This is a genomic window from Vibrio diazotrophicus, from assembly GCF_038452265.1.
GTDB lineage: Bacteria > Pseudomonadota > Gammaproteobacteria > Enterobacterales > Vibrionaceae > Vibrio > Vibrio diazotrophicus.
The window spans coordinates 3,255,611-3,276,451 of record NZ_CP151842.1 but is presented as its reverse complement, the minus strand read 5'-3'; the positions used below and the strand labels follow the sequence as shown (position 1 = coordinate 3,276,451).

Here is a 20,841-nt window from a genome sequence, read left to right as displayed (position 1 = left end):
TTATTTCCTTATTGATCTTTCATTTCTGAAGATTGAAGGGAGTCCAATGAGCGTCGTGGTGCGTTTTCGCGCTGGTCTTGTTGCCAGTTCTCTGCGATCCACACGGGTGCTTGCTCACGAGGAAGAAGAGTTTTACCTAAGATGATGTCTGCCGCTCGCTCAGCAACCATGATGGTTGGAGCGTTAAGGTTACCGTTAGGAATGGTTGGGAAAATCGATGAGTCCACCACTCGCAGTGATTGCACACCGCGTACGCGACATTCGTTGTCGAGAACTGCCATTGGGTCGTCGTCTGCGCCCATTTTGCAGCTACAAGAGGGGTGGTAAGCACTTTCTACATTCTGCTTAACCCACTCTTCGATCTCTTCATCTGAAGAGATATGGAACCCCGGTTGAATTTCATCGCCACGGTATTTATCTAACGCAGGTTGAGCCAAGATCTCGCGGGTTAAGCGGATACAGTCACGCCAATCCTGAATATCTTGCTGCTCTGATAAATAACGGAACAAAATGCCTGGTTTGTCTGCTGGGTCATTTGAACGAATCCATACCTGACCGCGACTCAGTGGTTTGTTCGGACCAACGTGCACTTGGAAACCGTGTCCATCAAACGCTGTACGACCATCATACCGCATGGCTGCTGGTAAGAAGTGGTATTGAATGTTTGGCCACTTTAAGCCTGCGCGAGAGCGTATGAACGCACAAGATTCAAAATGATTTGTCGCACCAAGGCCGCGCTTGGTAAGCAGCCATTCAGCACCTATCATCCCTTTACTGATAAGGCCTAGCTTGCTGTTTAATGTGATAGGCTCTTCGCAGCGATACTGGAAGTAGACTTCCAAGTGATCCTGCAGATTCTGGCCTACACCGGGTAGCTCATGTTTTACTTCGACACCCGCGTTTTCCAATACATCGCGAGGGCCGATACCAGATAACTGTAACAACTGTACTGAGCCAATAGAGCCAGCACTAGAAATCACTTCTTTGTTTGAAAATACGGTTTGGATCTGACCTTTATGTTCAAACTCCACACCGACTGCTTTACTGTTTTCGATAACAATTTTATGTGTCAGCACATTTTTAAGCAGAGTCAGGTTTGGGCGTTTCAAAGCTCGGCGCAGGTACGCGTTCGAAGTTGAAGCTCGAACGCCTTTATCCACCGTCATATGCATCGGGCCGAAGCCTTCTTGCTGGTAACCGTTGTAATCGTTTGTCGTTGGATAACCGGCTTCTTCTCCGGCATCAATAAATGCCTGATAGAGCGGGTTCAGTTCCATATCGTTACCGTTACAAGTGGCTAACGGACCTTGATCGCCACGGTATTGATCGCCGCCATGAATCCAGCTTTCAGCTTTCTTAAAGTAAGGTAAGCAAGATGCGTAATCCCAGCCGTTAGCTCCGTGTTGTTGCCATTCATCAAAGTCGCAAGCATGCCCACGAACGTAAACCATACCGTTGATTGATGAACTACCACCGAGCACTTTTCCTCGAGGGCAGTGCAGTTGGCGGCCATCTAATCCCGGTTCTTCTACAGATTCAAATTGCCATGCATACTTAGGTGTATTCATAGGGTATGAGAGAGCAGTTGGCATTTGGATGAAAATGCTTTTATCGCTGCCTCCGGCTTCCAGTAACAAAACAGAATGCTCGCCACTTTCAGTTAGGCGATCAGCCAAAACACAGCCTGCTGAACCAGCACCGATAACAATATAATCAAAGTGTTGTTTCATCATTCTTCCTTACTCGTAAGCTCCAACATAGTCATCCAGCTCAATCAGGATGCTTTTTGTTTGTGTGTAGTGGCTTAAGGTTTCAATACCGTTCTCACGGCCAACGCCAGAGAGTTTGTAGCCACCTACAGGCATAGGAGCAGGAGAATCACCCCAAGTGTTAATCCAGCAGATACCCGCTTGCAGCTGGTGGATTACTCGGTGTGCACGGGAGATATTCTGTGTAAATACGCCAGCAGCAAGACCATAGTTGGTCGCATTGGCTCGCTTAATCGCTTCGTCTTCATCGCGAAACTTAATTACCGCCATGACCGGACCAAAGATTTCCTTCTGGACGAAATCCATGTCGTCTTGGCAATCAACAAACACTGTGGGGGCAACAAAGTTACCTTTGGTTAACTCACCTTCAGTGACTTGATAGCCGCCGGTTAACAATTTGGCGCCGCTGTTTTTTGCACTTTCGATGGCTTCAAGAACCTTCGCTAAATGCTCTTTAGAGATAAGTGCACCCACTTGAGTGTTCGGATCTTGGGGATCGCCTACGATCAGTTTTTCCGTGCGGGCTTTTAGTTGAGCGATGAAGTCGTCATAGATATTTTCATGAACGAAAACACGAGTACCGTTAGTACACACTTCGCCTTGAGTGTAGAAGTTAGCAGTCATTGCACCTGATACGGCTTGGTCTAACTTTGCGTCGTCAAAAATAATCAGGGGAGATTTACCACCCAGTTCCATAGTGACGGATTTCAGACTTTGGGCGCTGGCAGACATTACCGCTTTGCCAGTACCCGTTTCACCGGTGAATGATACTTTTGCGATGTCTGGGTGGGCTGTCAGCATTTGTCCAACACGACCATCACCTTGCACAACGTTAAATACGCCATCAGGTACGCCCGCTTCAGTAAAGATTTCAGCCAGCTTGAGAGCGGTCAGCGGTGTCTCTTCTGAAGGTTTGAAGATCATAGCGTTACCTGCAGCAAGAGCGGGCGCTGACTTCCACATGGCAATCTGAATTGGGTAGTTCCAAGCGCCGATACCAGCACAAATGCCTAGTGGTTCTTTACGTGTATAAAAGAACTGGCTCTCGGAAAGCGATTGTTGTTCGCCCTGAAGAGCAGGTGCAAGACCAGCAAAGTATTCGATAACATCTGCGCCAGTCACAATATCAACGCAATTGGCTTCTTGGATTGGTTTACCGGTATCCAATACCTCTAGAAGTGCCAGTTCATCGTTTCGTTCTCTAAGGATTGCCACCGCTTTTAGCAGAATTCGGCTACGTTCTACGGCTGTCATTGCCGACCAAACAGCAAAGCCACGCTTGGCAGAATCTACCGCTGCCTGAACATCTTGTTCACTAGCCTGACCAAGAGTGGCCAGAGGTTCACCGGTTGCTGGGTTATAGCTAATAAAAGTTTCGCCCGATGACGCCTGTTGATAACGACCATCGATATAAAGTGATGCTTTTTCCATTTGAAGACCTAACGAGTTGTCAGCGCGTGTTGCGCCAGTTGTAGTTCTAAGTAATCGCCAATTAATGCACGCGCCTGTTGAGCGTTGATACCTTCTTGGTTCATTGCGCCGCGTAGCCAAAGACCGTCAATCAGTGCGGCAATACCTTGTGCAACCTGCTTAACCTGTTGATGAGGTAATAGGGCTTTGAGTTCGATTGTGAGGTGAGAAAGGAGTCGCTTTTCGTTCACGCGTTGCAAGCGGTGAAGTTGCGAGTCATGCATTGAGTAAGACCAGAATGCCAACCATGTTTTTGCAACCTTGTTGGATGCTTGGAAATCGGAGAAGTTGGCTTCAACAATTGCATGGATACGCTTTTGATGTTGGTGCTTAGGAATCGCGGACAGCAATTGCATTACCGTTTCAGAGTGCTCGCGCAAGATTGCTCGCATGGTTTCTTCAAGCAAGCCATGTTTACCGCCAAAGTAGTGATTGATGATGCCTGTGGATACACCTGCTTCGCGACTAATTAATGCGATGCTTGCTGCGTGTAAACCGACACGTTCAATCACTGTCATAGTGGCATTGACGAGTTGTGGTTTGCGTATGCTAGGCATTCCAACTTTAGGCACAATCACTCCTTAATTTTTTTAATTGAACGATTAGTTAAATATAAGTTAAACAAAATAATCGTTAGATCTCAAATTAATTTGAAGGGATTTTTGTATGGTTTTGTTTTGGTTTTGTGTTTAATTTAATTAAAATCAGTTGTTTATGTGATTTAAAAAATAATTAAATGATTAGAGTAAGATTGTTTCGTTGATTAACGAGTTAGAAATAAAAAATCCCTTAGTGATTTCTCACTAAGGGATTGAATTAAAAAGTAAATGAATTGTTATTAATGGGCGATTGGCTGAGTTGCCTGTTTTAGCCACTGCTTAACATCACCTTCAACTAGAGGGCTAACGTCGTCCCACACTTTTTGGTGGTAGTCATTCAGCCAGTTAAGTTCAGGTTTTGTCAGCATGTTGACATTGATAGCGCGAACATCAATAGGGCAGCGAGTGAGTGATTCGAAGCCATGAACATGGAAGTCGCCTTGGGTTTCGACTTCTACAACTAATTCTAAGTTTTCGATACGAATACCAAAGCCGTCAGCTCGGTAGTAACCCGGTTCGTTCGACAACACCATGCCCGGTAGCAAGGCAACGTTGTTAAACACTTTACTAATACGTTGAGGCCCTTCGTGAACACTGAGGAAGTGACCAACACCGTGACCCGTACCGTGATCATAATCGTAGCCGTTTGCCCATAAATGTTGGCGGGCTAAAACATCAAGTTGGTGGCCACAAGTGCCTTTCGGGAATCGAGCTTTAGCCAAAGCAATATGACCTTTTAGAACTAAGGTGAACTGTTGCTTCATTTCGTCACTGACTTCACCAATCGCAATGGTACGGGTGATGTCGGTTGTACCATCGGTATATTGGCCACCTGAATCAACAAGGTAAAGCGTGTTCATTTCTAGCTTACCTGGCTCTGGTTGGTTCATGTGGTTGTAGTGACACATAGCCGCATTCGTGGTTGCTGCTGAAATGGTGTCAAAGCTCAGGTCTGCTAATGTTGGGTCAAGCTCGCGGAATGCTTGAAGCTTATCAGCCAGTTGCGCTTCGTTATGCAGTTTGCCAGCCGCCACTTCGCTGTCTAGCCAAGATAGGAACTTCGCCATTGCGGCACCATCGCGAACATGACACGCTTTCATACCTTTAATTTCAGTCGCGTTTTTTGCGGCTTTTGGTAACAAGCAAGGATCGGCGTCTTTAATGAGTTCAGCGTTTACATTCTGCAGTGTCAGTGTGAACCAAGCGTTGCTGGTGGCTGGGTCTACAATCACTTTCTTGCCTGAAAGTTTCTCAAGTTCTGTTTGCAGCGTATCTGGATGATGAACTCGTACACCTGCACCAACGTGATTCTCAAAGCCTTCGGCTAATCGAGCTGGGTAGAGGAAGAAGTCGACACTTGCGTCAGCATGAACAATGGCGTGCGATAGCAATACCGGTAAGCGTGATACGTCTAGACCACGAATATTCAACAGCCAACAGATAGAATCTAATTCTGTCAGCACTGCGCTATCTGCTTTTTTAGAGCGCAAGATGTCTGCAATACGCTGACGTTTCGTCGCGCTGTTTACACCAACCAGCTCATCACTCATTAAACGCATGTCAGAGACAACAGGAGCAGGGCGATCATGCCAAAGTTGGTCGATAGCATTGCCTTCGGTCGCAACTAATTCTAGCTCGCCGGCAAGTTTACTTTGAGTTGCCGTTAACCAACTTGCACGGTGCATTCTTGGGTCGTAGCCCACTTTGCTACCTGTAGGCAAATGACTTTGTAGCCAATCTAAATACGGTTCTTCAATCAGATGACGGTACTCAAACAGTTCTTGTGGAACCTGCTTGCGAACCTGAACGGTATAGCGGCCATCAACAAAAATGGCTGCCGAGGTTTGAGTAATCACAGCGGCACCCGCTGAACCAGTAAATCCAGTTAACCAATGTAATCGTTCGTTGTGTTCTGGTACGTATTCGCCAAGATACTCATCTTCATGAGGAATAATGAGTGCGTCTAAACCGTTACGTGTTAACCAGTTACGAAGTTCCGTTACACGCTGGGAGATGGATTGGTACATCTTGCTATTCTCCTAATAATTGTCCTTTTGTTCAGCTGATGCCGATATATCCGTTCTCTTGATATACCCACTTTGCCTATCTATATAGTGCAGGACGTGAACCGATAAGCTACTCGTTTTGTAGTGAGTGTGCAAATGTGCTGAACTTAATCTTATCAATAGTGTTATAGGGCATTTGTTTAACGCAAATGTAAGGTTTTCGTCTGAATGATTTGCCTTAACCAAGAGAGTGCCGGGTCGTTTTCTCTGTCTCTGTGCCAGAACAGCGTATAAGCCATTGGCGGGAACTCAAGAGGCAGTGGCAGCACCACCAGATCGAGATGTTTGGCGACCAGATGTGTGAAATGGCTCGGCGCGGTAAACACAAAGTCTGTGTAGCTGCATAAACTGGCGGCACTGTTAAAGTCGGGGACGGTAATCGCAATATCACGCTGATAACCTAAGTCAGCCAAGCGGTAGTCCAGCAGCCAGCGGTCACTGCCATCACAGCGAACTTGTACATGTCGAAGGGTTAGATAGCGTTCCAAATTCCATTGCTGTTTTAAAACAGGGTGATCTCGTCGAACGACACACATTTGTGAATCGCGATAGATCTCTTGCTCGCAGATATCTTTTGGTGGAAGCATGGTTAACTTCGCATCGTTGATATCGATGTCTTTACCTGTGATACCAATATCAAGCTCGCCCATTTGCAGCTTTTTAAAAGTTTGGTCCGTCCAAGAGTGGGTACTGATATTGAGGTTCGGGCCCTGCATGAATATCGCTGGCAAAAAATGGGGCAGGATTAATGGGTAGACACTTTCGACAGCCGCAATATGGAATCGGTATTCACTCGACTGAGGCGAAAACTGCTCTGGCTGAGTAATCAGCTCTAGCTGATCAACCAAGGTTTCCAATTTAGGCTTTAAAAACAACATTTTTGGTGTCGGTTTTAGGCCATGGGAGGTTCGGATGAAAAGTGGATCATCGAATTGTTCGCGTAGTTTCGCCAGCGACTTACTGACCGCAGACTGACTCAGATGCAGCCGGCTCGAAGCGCGTGTAACGCTGAGTTCCTCTCCAAGAACTTGTAAACAAACAAGCAAGTTAAGGTCAATTCGCGCCAATTTATCAATGTTCATGTGATTTTCCATTGAGGAATATTACTGATGATTATAAGCCATTTGTTCGAATAACAGCATTCTTCTATCATGCACGCTCTTTATTATTCAATTTTTGGAACCTATTTTGAGCGTAACTTCTTCTGTGAAAGAGTCTTCTGTGCAAAGCAAACAGCAAATGATTCTACTGACTTTGTTGGTACTGTTTAGTCCGTTGGCAATCGATATTTACTTGCCTGCATTGCCACAAATCTCGCAAGCGTTTCACGTGGAACATGCCTTAGCTCAAGATACGATTACTTGGTTCTTATTTGCTATGGGTGTCGGGCAACTGTTTGCTGGCCCTTTAGCAGATAAACTCGGACGTCGAACTGTTGCATTGGCTGGCGTTAGCATCTACATCTTGAGCGCTTTATTGGCGTGGGGCGCTCAGAGTATTGAGTGGATGTTAATGTCTCGTTTGCTACAAGGATTGGGTGCGTGTGCAACGTCTGTAGCAGCCTTTGCGACAGTTCGCGATATCTTTGGCCCTGAGCGCAGTGGCAAGATGATCAGCTACCTTAATGGTGCAATTTGCTTTATTCCTGCTTTAGCGCCAATTCTGGGAAGCTGGTTAACACAGCAATTTGGCTGGCGTTCTAACTTCAGCTTTATGGCAGGCTTTGGTGTATTCGTTGGATTCTGGTTGTTGATTCGTATGAAAGAGACCAATCCAAGTACTGAAAAGCAAGCCGTGTTTAAGCTGTCGCGTTATTGGTCTGTGTTAAAAGTCCCTTCATTTTTGTTCCATGCTTCGCTTTGTATGCTGGCGATGGCGGTTATCTTGGCTTATGTCACTTCAGCCCCTGTGGTTCTGATGGAAAACTTAGGCTTAACCATGAATGAGTTTACTTTCTGGTTTGGCATTAACGCTGTGGTTAACATCGCGGCTTGTTTGTCTGCTCCTAAGCTGATGGACAAATGGGGAACACATAAAATTCTGTTCTCTGGAATCGTGATGTTATTAGTGGCTGGTGGCCTGATGGTCGGAATGAAGTCTCAAGGCACTGCTTTAGCCTTTATGCTGCCAATCTTCTTTTCATCGGTAGGTTTTGCTTGGATTCTGGGTTCGGCTGCGGGTAAAGCATTGGCTCCATTTGGCGACAAAGCGGGCACAGCCGCTGCACTGTTGGGGTTGTTCCAGATGAGTGGTGCTGGTCTGGTGGTAGGCACACTACAACGTTTAGAGCTTGAACCGCAGATGATGATTGCACTTCAAATGTGGATTGTTGCCCCTGCGCTGATTATTTTGCTGTCTAAAGCGGGCAAAGAGTGGCATCGCTTAGCATTTCAGTGATGTGGTTGGCAGGAACAGGAAATAGCAACGTCGTTCACTCAAAGAAATAGTGAAGAGTTACAAGGTTTTGTAAATAGTCTGACGTGCTATTTTCTAATCAGGGTAACAGGTGTATATTATTTCGCTCACTATCATTAGAAATAGCGTCTTGGAATCGAAATACAGTGTCCCTAACTACCTATGAAATGGCTCGTATTCTCGAGCAGTTAGAAGAATCACCAGAAAAAGTGATGTTTGGTAAGTTACTTAATGAGTTAGGTAATCAAAGCAGTGAGCGAGTACGTAGTGCTGCTAAACAAGTCCCACTACCAGTTCTGCGCGATCTCGTTTATCAATTTCAACAAGTGATAGATTCGCGTAAAGGCGAGCAAGTCGATTTGCTGGCTAAGCAATTAGCACAACAAGGTATCTCAGCAGAAGAGCTGATGAACTACCTGAAAAAATAATTGATGCTATAACAAGAACCCAAGTTTGAAACTTGGGTTTTTTGTCTTTTCTGCTTTTTGAACTTGCTATCTTTTAGCGCTGATTTAAGGAATCACATTGCGGTTGATTGGATTCTGTAGCGAGATCAGCGTCTCTGTCGACTGAACTTCGTCAATTGCCTGCAATTTGTCGATCAATACAAACTGCAGTTCTTCAATCGAACGGCACATCAACTTGACGAAAATACTGTAAGCACCTGTGGTGTAGTAAGCTTCAACCACTTCATCGAGAGCATTAAGCTTTTCCAGCGCGGAATGGTAATCACGCGCGGCTTTCAGGTTAATACCAATAAAACAGCACACGTCATAGCCGAGCTTCTTGGTATTCACGACAACTTCTGTGCCTTGAATGATATCCGCAGCTTTCATTTTCTCGATGCGTACGTGAATAGTGGCAGGGCTGACATTAAATTGCTTCGCCATTTCTGCATAGGGCGTACGTGCATCATCCATTAAGATTTTCAGAATAGCGCGATCAAGCTCGTCGAGCTTTGTAGAGGCGACTTGCATACAGGTTCCTAGTTCACTTATTCAACGAAGATTCTTCCGCATCTTATCACACTGAAACCTTAGGTTTCTGATGAAAATCCGCTACACTGGCAGCGATTTTTGAAACTCATTATGGAATGACACTTTGCAGCTACAACTGATTTGTGAAGCCCCTGAACGCGCTTCTGAGCTTGATGAAATAGCAACACGCTGGAAGCTTACACACAGTGATGAAAGCGTTTTTGCGCTGGTACTCACCAGCGAGCAATTAGAACTGCGTAAAGTCGATGAACCTAAGCTGGGAGCCATCTTCGTTGATTGGGTCACCGGGGCGGTGGCGCATCGTCGTAAGTTTGGTGGCGGTAAAGGTCAATCCATTGCAAAAGCTGCAGGGCTCAATAAAGGTGCCACACCTACGGTGCTGGATGGGACGGCTGGTTTAGGCCGAGATGCATTTGTTTTAGCCTCTTTGGGCTGCAAAGTACAAATGGTGGAGCGTCATCCTGTGGTTGCGGCATTGTTGGATGATGGATTAAATCGAGCCAAGCAGGACAGTGAAATTGGTGGTTGGGTATCAGAGCGCGTGACGCTACTGCACGCATCCAGTCACGATGCTCTCAATAAATTAGCCAATGACGAAAGCTTCGTTCGCCCAGATGTGGTGTATCTCGATCCTATGTATCCGCATCCTGAGAACAAAAAGAAAAGCGCTTTGGTTAAGAAAGAGATGCGCGTATTCCAATCTCTTGTCGGCGCAGATAACGACGCTGACGCGCTATTAGAACCCGCATTGCAACTTGCGACTAAACGAGTGGTGGTGAAGCGTCCTGATTACGCAAATTGGCTGGCAGAGCAAAAGCCAAGTATGGCAATAGAAACCAAAAAGAACCGCTTTGATGTTTATGTGATTGCAGCGATGACGGGCGAATAATAACAGGCGGAAACATCAGACGAAAACATCAGACGAATAGTACGCTTGCCTTTTTATTAGCAGAGGGTTATATATAACCAAGAATCATTATCATTTTTGTTTGGTTGTATTTATGGCTCAGCGTTTATGTAAATTAAGTCGTCACGATATCACTGCTTCGTTGTCAGATATTCAGCGAATCGTTGTTGCACCTAAGTACTTATGTCGCTCGTGCGCTCGTTCATCTTCCGACAAAAAGAGATTGTGCAAACCTCAGGCTTTTTCTGTGAATGCTCCGGTTGCGAAAGAAAGTACTACCGTTGACAAGAGTGTTGATAAGAGCAGCAAAGCGGCGTTAAAAGTTGCTAAGAAAACGCTAAAAGCGCAGAAAAAGTATCAAAAGAAACTGGAAAAAGTGCTGAAGAAACAACGCAAGCTTGCCAAGAAACAGCAAGCTCTGCAGTTGAAGTTTGCCAAGTTAAATCAGGCAACAAGCAGTGAGTATTCACTTACTTCCCAGTATCACTAACGGCTACTTAAAGCCTCAAATACAAAAACGCCCATCGGCTTAACCTGATGGGCGTTTTGCTATGCGATTCTTTCTTACCTGTGATTAAGCGCTTTCGGCTTCTTTGTAGCTTTGAGCAACTTTACGTTTCACCCAAGTTTCGTTAACCCACAGTGAGAACAAAATGATGATGCCGCCAATAGTCAGACGAGCGACATCCACATCGCGGTTCCAAATAACGATGTTGACGATTAAACCTGCTGGAACCAAAGCGTTATTCATGATCGCCAACGCACCCGCGTTAACCAAACACGCGCCCTTGTTCCACACGAAATAACCTAGACCAGATGCAATCACACCAAGGTAAATCAGAATACCCCATTGCAGTGAGGTGGTTGGTAGCTTCGATGGGTTACCTAACAGCGTGAACGCTATGGTTGCCACAACCAGTGCGCCTAAGTAGAAATAACCAAATACCGTACGTTGAGGAAGCTCTACGCTTTGGTTTTCCATAACATATTTATAAGCCACCTGACCGATTGCAAAACAGAGGTTGGCACCTTGTACAACAAAGAAGCCAATCACGAAGTTCTCATTGATGCCAGCAAACTTAATGAACACCGCACCAGCTACTGCGATAGCGGCTGTAACCAGATACCACGGAGAGAAACGTGCTTTAAGCAAATCGTAAATCAAAGTGACGTAAATAGGTGTGAATACGGTAAACAGTAATACTTCTGGAACAGAGAGCAGTAAAAACGATTGGTAATAGAAGCAATACATCAATCCAAGTTGGATACCACCGATAGACATTAGCTGAACAATCAGTTTTTTTGGTACTTGCTTGAATTTCAAAAACGGCAGGAAGACAACGCTTGCCAGTGCAACGCGCATGAACACTGAGAACCAAGAGTCAACCTGACCCGCCAGATAAACGCCGATCAGGCTAAATGAAAATGCCCAAAGTAGGGTAACTGCAGATAAATAAAACATAATCCCGGATATTTCTATAAGTGGATGTTTGAAATTATCCGCAGTCTATCTGATTTATTATTGCTCGTCAGTCATTAAGTGGTACTACCAACATGTCGACAGGTGAGCAATTTATGAGCTGTCTTGTTGAAGAGAGTAACTTGCTCCAAAAATCTTGGTGATGGCCACAAACCACAAGGTCAATATTGAACTCATTGATGGTGTCACACAGCTCATTACTCAAGTCACCACTGCCTACTAAAGTGTGGTTAATCGGGTAATTGGCATGATCTGCCAGTTCTTTTAACTGAGTTTGCGATGCTTCCATTGCGTGATGCTGAGTTTCCGCCAAATTGATATCAATTAGTCCGGTATACAGTTCGGCATAGTTGACGTCGATATGGATAAACGAGACAGCAGCATTGAGAGGTGTCGCGAGTGCAACGGCTTTTTCTACCAGCAATTTGCTATCTTCAGATAGGTCAACAGCTACTAAGATGTGTTTATAGCTCATGATGCCTTCTCCATTTAATTGTCCTCAAGTTAGGTTAATTAAACTTTAGCACCTAGTTAGAAACATTTTTGCCATGATGATCTCATATCCATATTGAATGAGAGGGTGGCTCAAACTAACAAATACTAATGATCGTGTTATAGTGACTTCCAGTTTGCACAATGATTTAGGAGCGTTTTATGCTTTCACAAACGATGGTTGATCAATTGAATGATCAAATTAACCTCGAATTTTTCTCATCCAATCTATACTTACAAATGAGTGCTTGGTGTGAAGATAAAGGATTCGAAGGAGCAGCTGAGTTTTTAAGAGTTCATGCAGCTGAAGAAATGCAGCACATGCAAAGACTGTTTACTTATGTCAGCGAAACAGGCTCATTGCCGATTTTAGGCGCGATAGAGGCTCCTCGACATAACTTTGCAAGCTTAGGTGATGTGTTCCGTGAAACCTACGAACATGAGCAAATGATTACAGAAAAAATCAACAAATTGGCTCATGCGGCATTCACATCGCAAGACTACTCAACATTTAACTTCCTTCAGTGGTACGTTGCGGAGCAACATGAAGAAGAGAAGTTGTTTAAAGGGATTTTAGACAAGCTAGAACTGGTTGGTGAAGATGGTAAAGCGTTGTTCTTTATCGACAAAGATCTAGCTGCTTTGGCACAAAAAGGCTCATCTTCGGTAATGGATGCCCCTGCTGCTTAATTGCAGTAAAAAGACTCTGAACACGATCGTCTTTTTCTCCGGGTAGCCCTCTTACTTTGGATGTAGGGAGGAAAAGATGATCAGTGGAGATACCATTCTACTAGCGCTAATGATTGTTACTGGTATTAACGTAGCAAGATACCTTACCGCGCTGCGAGCTCTGATTTATATCATGCGAGAAGCTCACCCGTTGCTTTACCAACAAGTTGATGGACGGGGTTTTTTCACCACACATGGCAACATGTCTAAGCAGGTTCGCCTATATCACTACTTAAAAAGTAAAGAGTACCTTCATCACCACGATGAAGTGTTTACTGGCAAGTGTGATCGTGTGCGTGAGCTTTTCATTCTCTCTTCGTCTCTCGTGGTGTTTACCTCTGTGGTTGCGTTTATGATCTAGGAGAACTTCTGTGCTTTTTTGAAGAATAGGAGTTTGGATAAACGCATTGGTAAGAGTGAACGTTTACCGTTAAAATGCCGCTTCAAGTGAGTGAGGACGTACCGCTGTACGTCCTTTTTTATTGCCTGTTCTTACTACTGACATAGTTCTAGACGGGTAGAGTTCTGATTACTGGCATTGGTATGAGTCATGAGTGAAAAAGTAGATGTTGTCATCATAGGCGCCGGAGCGGCTGGCCTAATGTGTGCTGCTCAAGCCGGAAAACGTGGACGCCGTGTGATGGTGATTGATCATGCGAAAAAACCAGGCCGTAAGATTCTTATCTCCGGTGGTGGTCGCTGTAACTTCACCAACTACGATGTCTCGGCTCAAAACTACCTTTGCCGCAATCCGCACTTCGTGAAATCGGCGCTTTCGCAGTATACCAACTGGGATTTCATCTCGATGGTGAGTAAGTATGGTATTGAGTTCGAAGAGCGATCTCATGGTCAGCTTTTCTGTTTAGACTCGGCGAAAGACATCGTAAAAATGTTGCTCGAAGAGTGCGATCTTCCAAACATTAGTCAGCGCTATCAAGTCGAGACGCTCGATATTCAAAAAACCGAACAAGGTTTCTTGTTGCACACCACACAGGGCGATATTGAGTGTGAGTCATTGGTCATGGCGACCGGCGGTCTTTCAATGCCAAAGCTAGGAGCAACACCGTTTGGTTACAAGATTGCTGAGCAGTTTGGTTTACCTGTTATTTCAACTACCGCAGGCTTAGTGCCTTTTACTCTGCATGTTGAAGACAAAGACGCACTAGCGGAGCTTTCGGGTATCGCTGTTCCTGCTGAAATTCAGGCAGAATGTGGAAAAAGCTTTAAAGAAGCGCTGCTGTTTACCCATCGCGGCTTATCTGGCCCGTCAGTTTTGCAGATTTCTTCGTACTGGAAGCCGGGACAAGCGGTTACCATTAACTTGGTGCCTGAAGTCGATGTTGATGAACTATTAACTCGTTCCCGAGAAAAGCACCCGAACCAGACACTCAAAAACACCTTAGCTCGCGTCCTGCCTAAGCGTTTAGTGGAAGTGTTTATCGAACGTAAGTTGCTGGTAGACAAACCTCTCAAACAGTTTAATCCGAAAGAGCTGGAAGCAATAAGAGAGACTTTAGAACAGTGGCGTGTGGTACCAAACGGAACAGAAGGCTATCGAACGGCTGAAGTGACCCTTGGCGGCGTGGACACCGATGTTCTTTCTTCTAAAACGATGGAATGCAAAGACATCAAAGGTCTGTATTTCGTTGGTGAAGTGATGGATGTGACTGGCTGGCTAGGTGGCTACAACTTCCAATGGGCATGGTCGAGCGGCTATGTTGCTGGGCTGAACGTATAAGATTGTTTTGGAACAATAAAGTTTGTACACAAGCGCTAAAGTTTGTACATAAAGGTCATTTTGGAATAATAAAGTTTGTACACTAAGCTATAATGACCTTTAAAACACCTGATGGATAGAGGTCATTTTGGCTGGGCGCAGAAAACTAGATTCGCTATCAGATTTCCAGCGAGCATTGAAGCAGAAGTACGGCTTGGGAGTGCGAGAGGCCTACAAGCCGTGGCTTCGCGTCCAAGATGTAAGTTCATATGGCCACAGTGCTAAGATTCAAGGCATAAAAACAGGGCGTGTACATCACACACTTTCTGAACATGAATCTTCGTTTTTTTATCTCGCAGAGTTTAGCGACACCATCATTGATATTCGCGAACAGTTCCCTCTAATACCTTTAGATTTATCTACCAAAATCGCTCAGTTACTGGGTGTCGACCATCCTGTCATTGCTTACTCAAAGCCAAAAGAATGGAACGTAATCACAACAGACTTTCTATTGACCAGATCGGATGGTGTTAAACAATGGTATGAGGCTGTAAGCGTTAAACCAGCTGCTAATCTCGTCAACAAGAGAACGGCTGAAAAGCTCGATATTGAGAGAGTATGGTGGCAATTGCTGGGTATCCCCTTTCATATTTACGTCATGTCTGAAGACAATCAGATTCAGTCAAAAAACATTCAGTGGTTCACCTCTCCTCTTCGGCAAGGGTGTCAATATCCAAGAGCACTGACGCATAAAGCAAGGTCGCTAGTCGGCACGGGAACATATTTGGTTGAGGACGTTTGTAAGGAATTTATTGAGGCATTAGATATCGATTCAGACGAGTCCTTGATGTTATTGAAGATTCTCTTAGCAACAAAGCAAGTAACTGTTGATCTCAACAATCCTATTGAGGAAACAGGCTTAATCAAAGTCATGTGCGTAGAGATGAATGACTCGGAGCAGAACTATGCAGGTTGAGATCAATAGTGTTTGGAAATTTGCAGGTGTAGATGGTTTTGATGATGGCCTCTACCGAGTATTGGCTTGCTATCCTGATTATGCCATGGCAGTCCTCTTTCAAATTGTGGAAGGCTCAAAACTACAAAGGCCAGCTGCTGTCGATTTGCCATTTTTTCTCCGACAGGCTGAAGAAGGGGCGATCAGCCCCGAAAAATACCCGAATCCGCATTACCAGCAGTCTGATGATAGAAACGTACCGTCTGCTCATCTGCAAAAACGTGATATCCGTATAAAGCAAATCAAAGACTTGATATCGGATCCCTGGTTTCTTTTAAAACTTGTTACTGATTTACGTTCAAAAGTAGTTGCTGAACATGCCAAAAAACAGGGAGTTTATGTTCAGGCGTTGTACCGTTCTCTTAATCTCTACTGGAAATATGGTCAGGAATACAATGCACTCCTACCGGCTTATACGAACTCTGGAGGAGCAGGAAAAGCGCGAGTAGCGGGTAAAGTAAAACGCGGGGCACCAATAAGGCTATCCACACCAAGCCTTGCTGCGCCGCCAAGTGTTAACACTAGCGAGAAAGATAAAACCATATTCCTAAAGGCTATGAAGCGTTTCGGAATGAAAGGTAAGAAAGTGACATTCCGGAAGGTTTATGACCAGATGTTAACGGAGTTCTATGCAAAGGAACTAATTGCCGCTGATTTGGAAGGTAGGGTAGCACTCGTTCCTCAATATCGAGCATTTTTATATTGGGTTAAAAGGCTTATTCCTCTGCAGGAGTTGATTCTGAAGCAAACTTCACCTGGTGATTTTGAACGAAATCGCCGTGGTCTTCGCGGGGCCGCTACTGATCATACGGCTGTTCCTGGCAGCTGTTTTGAGCTTGATGCGACTGTTTTGGATGTACATGTGGTTTCTGAGTTCCGTCGTAATCATGTGCTTGGTAGGCCAACTGTTTACTGTGTGGTTGATAAAGAAAGCCGAATGATTGTCGGCATTCATGTGTCTCTCGAATATGCATCTTGGCGAGCTGGCCGTCAGGCGTTGGTCAATGCGTTCACATCTAAAAAGGAATACTGTGCTCGATATGGCATCGAGATTGAGGACAGTGAATGGCCATGTCACCACATACCGCAGAGACTTCTATGCGATCGTGGTGAATTTATTTGTCAGGATGCAGAAAATCTTGCTGTTCCTTTGATTGGACACCTGAGTATAGCTCCGCCTTATCGAGCTGAACTCAAAGGCATAGTGGAGCATCGTTTTAACATATTAAACGAAAAGCTTATCCATGATTTGATGGGGACAACCCGGGGGCGCCACTATATTCGCGGTGATAAAGATCCAAGAATGGAAGCGGTATTAACTCTTGATGAGGTTAATACGTTGTTGATTGATGCGGTTCTTGAACACAACAGTCAAGTTTTTGAGAGCTTAGCGGGTCAATGCAGTTTGCTCATCGAGGAAGAGTTAGCACCCACCCCTATTAATTATTGGAACATTCATCTTCAAAAGCATCGACATGCCTTGAGTACACTGGACGAGGCAACCATTAGAGCACGCCTTCTACCTGCAGATTGGGTTTCGATGACAAGCAAGGGGGTGAGGTTAAATGACGATATGTACTATGCGTCTGATCACCCCAACTTTGAAGACTGGAAAGTCATCGCTCGCAGTGATGGTAGTTGGCGCTTAGAAGCAAGAATAGATCAGGACAACTCTTCCTTTATCTATGTTCGATTTAAACCAGATGAGGGTTTCTCCCCATGTTGGCTCCGTAAGGCATCAAAATCATTTGACGAGCGCCATCACGCAGATATTTTATTTTTTGAGGACTGGAAGAAACTGGAAAAGCATCGTGCCAAGCCGACCGCTAAGTCTGTTGAGCGCCATCAACGCCGAAAAGAAATTACTCAAAATGCTCAAACTGAATCAGCGAAAGCTCCCCCTTTAAAATCAAAAGCAGAAAAGATAAGAGGCATGAAGGAGCGCCGCAGGCAGTCTGTGCTTGAGGCTCGAGTAACGGCAGAACCGGCGGATGATATGTGTCATGCCCCCGAAATGCCAGAGCTTGACAAACTCAATGACGAAAGAAGAAAGAATGTCGTCTCTCTGTTAAAGCGCAAGAAAGGTGAGTCTGAATGAATAGAGCAGCGGCCGTTTATCAAAGAGCAATTCTGCCTGAGCATTGTGGTAACCCTCTAATCGAGGCTCTTCCTCCCAAATTACGTGATAGCGAGTTGGCAGAAAAGCTGAGCTACTATCCCTCTTGTCACTATGAAGAGACTCAGTTGGGTCCGTTAGAAAGGGTTGAATATGTATCTCGCCTTAGAGAATTAAGACAGCCATTGCCTGTTTACTTAGAGGTTTTTCGGGCTGTTGAAATTGCGATAAAGGAAGGTTATTCAGCGAAAAATCCTTTGTCGCCAACTACGATGAACTTTCTACATTATTCAGAAGAGGAACGTCCAGACATAGAACCTGTCACGGGATACTTTAAGCCAAAAGGTTCTGGCATTACCGTGATTGGAGAAAGTGGAGTGGGAAAAACCTGTATGCTGGAGCAAGTTCTAGGGTGTTTTCCAGATACAGTGGAGCATTCATATTATGAAGACAAACTGCTTCCCCTGCGTCAAGTTATATGGATAAAGGTCGACTGTCCTGATGATTCAAGTGTAAAGGGACTTTGCTATCGGATACTCGAAGAACTTGATCGAAAACTTGGCATACCACAGACGAAACCAGCAAGCACCATCGCAGCTTTGATCAGCCAAATTGAAGCAAAGATGAAATCGAGCTTTTTGGGTATTCTCGTCATTGATGAGATGCAAAACCTCAATCTAGCAAAAGCGGGAGGCGCAGATAGATTAATTGGTTTTTTGCACAATCTAGTCAATAACCTCGGTATACCCCTACTGTTCTGTGCTAACCCACCTTTCAACAACCTGCTAAGCAAAACACTAAAAGCAGCGCGTCGTGCAGAAAGCAGTGGATACTTTGATGTCGAGTTGATGAAAAATGATGAAGAATGGGAGCTGTTTATCGCGGAGCTTTGGCAGTTGCAATGGACAAATGTTCCCACACCTTTGACTGACGAGCTAAGCGATACATTATTTGATTTGTCAGTCGGCAATATGGATTTAGCGGTAAGGATTTATCAGGCGACGCAACGGGCACTAATAGGTAGTGGCGATGAAGTATTGACTCCAAGTGCCTTGAGACATGGCGCAAGTATTGTTATCCGCTTATCCAAACCAGCAGTAGATAAAATCAAACGAGACAGCAAAATTTCGGTGCTTAAACGGCGCAGTGAGTCTTCGGAGCCAAAGGCTCCCTTACCGTCAGCTAACGAAAATGCAGGTAAGCCTAAGCCTCAGTTGACAACATCAAAAGGAAAACTAGTCACCATTCCAGGCGATTTAACCAAACCACATCACCCTGAATTTGCTGATCGAATAATTGAGTTAAAGAATCTGGATAACCTTTATGAGGAGATTAAGGACTTCGACCTTTTCCAGAGAGCATCGGATGCAAAGAACCCGCTCGAAATAGTGAAAAAAGCAGGTGTTCTCTGTGATGACCCTCTGCAGATCTTTGGGTAGGTTTTGAGGGGTGTATGGAGCTGCCTCGGGCCTTTCCAGATGAACTCCTTTTAGGACGCTTGATACGTCACCTTCTCTTGAGTGGAGAGTCTTCGTGTTCTTTTTGCCTACGAGTATTAGGCTCCAGCCGCTCTTCCTTACATCCTTTCTTAACGGCGGGTATCTCCAGCATCGCTAAATTAGCCAATGAAGATGCTGGAAAGTTACTAACATGCCAGACATTGGCACCACTGTTTTTCTTCTACCTTCCACAACATGCAAGTTCACTGAAAGAGGATTTACTACGAGGAGATGGTGCAAGAGCGATTCGTCACAGCCAACTGCCATCTTTTTGTGGTGGTGGGGCGTTGCACTTAAAGTGGTGTCCTCTTTGTGTTTCAGAAGACTTGTTCAGAGTTGGTGTCGCTTATTGGCATCGGGCGCATCAAATCCCTGGCACAACTTCATGTTGGATACACCGTGTGCGGCTAATGTCCACTGAATTGAAAACGAGGCAGCGGTTAAATGAAGGGCTCCCGCCTTTAGACCCTCGTAAGGCCCAGGCTGCTACCGCTTTTGAAAACGATGTCGCACAGTTTGGTGCAGAACTGTTGTTTCATCTTAAGCGCCCGCAGACTGCTACCGGTGATATGGCGGAGAAATACCGTACAAGACTATATGAACTTGGCTATATTACACCAAATGGATGTGTTCGAAGAAAACCTCTAATGAGGGCATTCACATCTGGACTAGCAACGTACCCGCCTCAGAAGTCGCTTTTTCCGCGACACAATAGTGACTATCACTACATATCAACATTATTGTCCAACGGGGCTAGTTGTCACCCGTTTAGGCATCTCTTATTTGGAGCATGGTTGTTCAGGTCAGCGGAAGATATGCTGCTATATCCTGCACCGATTGCAGAGTCCAACTCACATGAAGCGACAAACAACAAGCAAAGGGAGGATGAAAAACAAGGTTTGACGTTACTGAAGCAAGGCTTCTCTCTGGCAGCCGTTTACAGGATGACAGGAAAGAGCCGATGCTACCTTAAGCGTTTGGCAGCAGTATACGGAGTCAAATTAAACCTTAAGCCAAAGCAGTTGAATGAAAAACTTCAACAGAGAATCTTCAGGCTAGCGGGCCTTGGGGTGCACCGACGGCGAATATCTCAAATTTGTAGCATCGGTGTCGGCTCGGTCGAACAGTTGATATCAACAGATCCTGATCTAGTTAAATGGCGCAAGCTGTGCCACTTTGAATCGAAGCGGCGTCGAAGTAGGGTTCAAGTTCTACGTTATCGACAGATGAACCCAAGAGCATTGAGGCGGGAAATCAAAAGAGATTGCAGTGCGGCTTTTTTCTGGCTTTATCATAATGATCATGAATGGTTAGAGCTCATGTTACCTCCTGCGACACAGCCGAGGCCGTGTGGAAAACAACGAACCTAGTTTGTCACCATGCTCTACTCTAGAAATTTTCCCATAAGATCCTTTTGATAATGCACCTGCACGCTATGCAGCCATTGAGTATCCATGGTTAAGCAAATCAACACTATAGAAGAGCTTTCGTTTATCTAGTCCTCATAAAGTATGTATTGAGCCATTAGTTAATGGGGTGGATAATAGTGAGCATGGGTCTGTTGAAGGA

General features: G+C 45.0%; 19 protein-coding genes. 11 read left to right on the top strand and 8 right to left on the bottom strand.

The genetic code is table 11. The annotated features are described in order from the left end of the window. Positions 1 to 8: 8 nt before the first annotated feature. The 5 genes from betA to AAGA51_RS15105 all read right to left on the bottom strand — a co-directional run bounded on the left by betA (position 9) and on the right by AAGA51_RS15105 (position 6,986). Entirely contained in the window at positions 9 to 1,730 is a 1,722-nt protein-coding gene (gene betA / locus AAGA51_RS15125; protein WP_042490100.1) for a choline dehydrogenase, read from the bottom strand. A 9-nt stretch (positions 1,731 to 1,739) separates the two neighbouring features. Beyond that, the gene (gene betB / locus AAGA51_RS15120) at positions 1,740 to 3,200 is read right to left on the bottom strand and encodes a betaine-aldehyde dehydrogenase (RefSeq protein WP_042490097.1); all 1,461 of its coding nucleotides are present in this window, start codon (positions 3,198 to 3,200) and stop codon (positions 1,740 to 1,742) included. A gap of 8 nt (positions 3,201 to 3,208) precedes the next feature. Then, complete coding sequence (betI, locus tag AAGA51_RS15115) at positions 3,209 to 3,811, bottom strand: transcriptional regulator BetI (protein ID WP_042490095.1); 603 nt, start codon at positions 3,809 to 3,811, stop codon at positions 3,209 to 3,211. 266 nt (positions 3,812 to 4,077) lie between these two features. Beyond that, complete coding sequence (locus tag AAGA51_RS15110) at positions 4,078 to 5,865, bottom strand: aminopeptidase P family protein (protein ID WP_042490093.1); 1,788 nt, start codon at positions 5,863 to 5,865, stop codon at positions 4,078 to 4,080. Between the two features lie 179 nt (positions 5,866 to 6,044). After that, positions 6,045 to 6,986 carry a LysR substrate-binding domain-containing protein gene (locus AAGA51_RS15105; RefSeq protein WP_042490091.1) on the bottom strand — a complete coding sequence of 314 codons (942 nt, stop codon included), beginning with the start codon at positions 6,984 to 6,986 and terminating at the stop codon, positions 6,045 to 6,047. Positions 6,987 to 7,143: 157 nt separating this feature from the next. On the opposite strand from AAGA51_RS15105, the gene AAGA51_RS15100 reads away from it, so the two are divergent. Next, a complete protein-coding gene (locus AAGA51_RS15100; protein WP_081878784.1) occupies positions 7,144 to 8,301 on the top strand; it encodes a multidrug effflux MFS transporter in 1,158 nt (385 codons plus the stop codon). Positions 8,302 to 8,465: 164 nt separating this feature from the next. After that, entirely contained in the window at positions 8,466 to 8,747 is a 282-nt protein-coding gene (locus tag AAGA51_RS15095) for a hypothetical protein (protein WP_042490086.1), read from the top strand. An 84-nt stretch (positions 8,748 to 8,831) separates the two neighbouring features. On the opposite strand, the gene asnC is transcribed toward AAGA51_RS15095, so the two are convergent. Next, positions 8,832 to 9,296, bottom strand: coding sequence for a transcriptional regulator AsnC (gene asnC, locus AAGA51_RS15090; RefSeq protein WP_042490084.1), 465 nt, complete (start codon positions 9,294 to 9,296; stop codon positions 8,832 to 8,834). 124 nt (positions 9,297 to 9,420) lie between these two features. Here asnC and AAGA51_RS15085 point away from each other — a divergent pair, with 124 nt between their 5' ends. Beyond that, positions 9,421 to 10,206 carry a class I SAM-dependent methyltransferase gene (locus AAGA51_RS15085; RefSeq protein WP_042490082.1) on the top strand — a complete coding sequence of 262 codons (786 nt, stop codon included), beginning with the start codon at positions 9,421 to 9,423 and terminating at the stop codon, positions 10,204 to 10,206. A 112-nt stretch (positions 10,207 to 10,318) separates the two neighbouring features. Continuing rightward, a complete protein-coding gene (locus tag AAGA51_RS15080) occupies positions 10,319 to 10,714 on the top strand; it encodes a hypothetical protein (protein ID WP_042490080.1) in 396 nt (131 codons plus the stop codon). Positions 10,715 to 10,798: 84 nt separating this feature from the next. Here AAGA51_RS15080 and AAGA51_RS15075 read toward each other — a convergent pair whose 3' ends face one another. Beyond that, positions 10,799 to 11,686 carry a carboxylate/amino acid/amine transporter gene (locus AAGA51_RS15075; RefSeq protein ID WP_042490077.1) on the bottom strand — a complete coding sequence of 296 codons (888 nt, stop codon included), beginning with the start codon at positions 11,684 to 11,686 and terminating at the stop codon, positions 10,799 to 10,801. Between the two features lie 67 nt (positions 11,687 to 11,753). Continuing rightward, complete coding sequence (uspA, locus tag AAGA51_RS15070; RefSeq protein ID WP_042490075.1) at positions 11,754 to 12,179, bottom strand: universal stress protein UspA; 426 nt, start codon at positions 12,177 to 12,179, stop codon at positions 11,754 to 11,756. A gap of 179 nt (positions 12,180 to 12,358) precedes the next feature. Here uspA and ftnA point away from each other — a divergent pair, with 179 nt between their 5' ends. The 7 genes from ftnA to AAGA51_RS22035 all read left to right on the top strand — a co-directional run bounded on the left by ftnA (position 12,359) and on the right by AAGA51_RS22035 (position 20,642). Beyond that, a complete protein-coding gene (gene ftnA, locus AAGA51_RS15065; RefSeq protein WP_042490073.1) occupies positions 12,359 to 12,886 on the top strand; it encodes a non-heme ferritin in 528 nt (175 codons plus the stop codon). 76 nt (positions 12,887 to 12,962) lie between these two features. Further along, positions 12,963 to 13,286, top strand: coding sequence for a universal stress protein UspB (uspB, locus tag AAGA51_RS15060; RefSeq protein WP_042490071.1), 324 nt, complete (start codon positions 12,963 to 12,965; stop codon positions 13,284 to 13,286). Between the two features lie 189 nt (positions 13,287 to 13,475). Continuing rightward, the gene (locus AAGA51_RS15055) at positions 13,476 to 14,663 is read left to right on the top strand and encodes an NAD(P)/FAD-dependent oxidoreductase (RefSeq protein WP_042490069.1); all 1,188 of its coding nucleotides are present in this window, start codon (positions 13,476 to 13,478) and stop codon (positions 14,661 to 14,663) included. A gap of 127 nt (positions 14,664 to 14,790) precedes the next feature. Next, the gene (locus AAGA51_RS15050) at positions 14,791 to 15,618 is read left to right on the top strand and encodes a TnsA endonuclease N-terminal domain-containing protein (protein ID WP_042490066.1); all 828 of its coding nucleotides are present in this window, start codon (positions 14,791 to 14,793) and stop codon (positions 15,616 to 15,618) included. Beyond that, complete coding sequence (locus AAGA51_RS15045) at positions 15,608 to 17,755, top strand: DDE-type integrase/transposase/recombinase (RefSeq protein ID WP_042490065.1); 2,148 nt, start codon at positions 15,608 to 15,610, stop codon at positions 17,753 to 17,755. The genes AAGA51_RS15050 and AAGA51_RS15045 overlap by 11 nt, the downstream gene beginning before the upstream one ends. Beyond that, positions 17,752 to 19,212, top strand: a complete 1,461-nt coding sequence (locus AAGA51_RS15040) for an ATP-binding protein (protein ID WP_042490062.1) — start codon at positions 17,752 to 17,754, stop codon at positions 19,210 to 19,212. The genes AAGA51_RS15045 and AAGA51_RS15040 overlap by 4 nt, the downstream gene beginning before the upstream one ends. 14 nt (positions 19,213 to 19,226) lie before the next feature. Beyond that, complete coding sequence (locus AAGA51_RS22035) at positions 19,227 to 20,642, top strand: TnsD family Tn7-like transposition protein (RefSeq protein WP_042490059.1); 1,416 nt, start codon at positions 19,227 to 19,229, stop codon at positions 20,640 to 20,642. The last annotated feature ends 199 nt before the right edge of the window (positions 20,643 to 20,841 follow it).

Bases quoted from the DNA above. Each gene is read 5' to 3' on its own strand.
- AAGA51_RS15045 (WP_042490065.1), top strand. From the start codon at position 15,608: ATGCAGGTTGAGATCAATAGTGTTTGGAAATTTGCAGGTGTAGATGGT.
- AAGA51_RS15055 (WP_042490069.1), top strand. From the start codon at position 13,476: ATGAGTGAAAAAGTAGATGTTGTCATCATAGGCGCCGGAGCGGCTGGC.
- betA (WP_042490100.1), bottom strand. From the start codon at position 1,730: ATGAAACAACACTTTGATTATATTGTTATCGGTGCTGGTTCAGCAGGC.
- AAGA51_RS15110 (WP_042490093.1), bottom strand. From the start codon at position 5,865: ATGTACCAATCCATCTCCCAGCGTGTAACGGAACTTCGTAACTGGTTA.
- AAGA51_RS15040 (WP_042490062.1), top strand. From the start codon at position 17,752: ATGAATAGAGCAGCGGCCGTTTATCAAAGAGCAATTCTGCCTGAGCAT.
- uspB (WP_042490071.1), top strand. From the start codon at position 12,963: ATGATCAGTGGAGATACCATTCTACTAGCGCTAATGATTGTTACTGGT.
- ftnA (WP_042490073.1), top strand. From the start codon at position 12,359: ATGCTTTCACAAACGATGGTTGATCAATTGAATGATCAAATTAACCTC.
- asnC (WP_042490084.1), bottom strand. From the start codon at position 9,296: ATGCAAGTCGCCTCTACAAAGCTCGACGAGCTTGATCGCGCTATTCTG.
- AAGA51_RS15100 (WP_081878784.1), top strand. From the start codon at position 7,144: ATGATTCTACTGACTTTGTTGGTACTGTTTAGTCCGTTGGCAATCGAT.
- uspA (WP_042490075.1), bottom strand. From the start codon at position 12,179: ATGAGCTATAAACACATCTTAGTAGCTGTTGACCTATCTGAAGATAGC.
- AAGA51_RS15105 (WP_042490091.1), bottom strand. From the start codon at position 6,986: ATGAACATTGATAAATTGGCGCGAATTGACCTTAACTTGCTTGTTTGT.
- AAGA51_RS15075 (WP_042490077.1), bottom strand. From the start codon at position 11,686: ATGTTTTATTTATCTGCAGTTACCCTACTTTGGGCATTTTCATTTAGC.
- betB (WP_042490097.1), bottom strand. From the start codon at position 3,200: ATGGAAAAAGCATCACTTTATATCGATGGTCGTTATCAACAGGCGTCA.
- AAGA51_RS22035 (WP_042490059.1), top strand. From the start codon at position 19,227: ATGGAGCTGCCTCGGGCCTTTCCAGATGAACTCCTTTTAGGACGCTTG.
- AAGA51_RS15080 (WP_042490080.1), top strand. From the start codon at position 10,319: ATGGCTCAGCGTTTATGTAAATTAAGTCGTCACGATATCACTGCTTCG.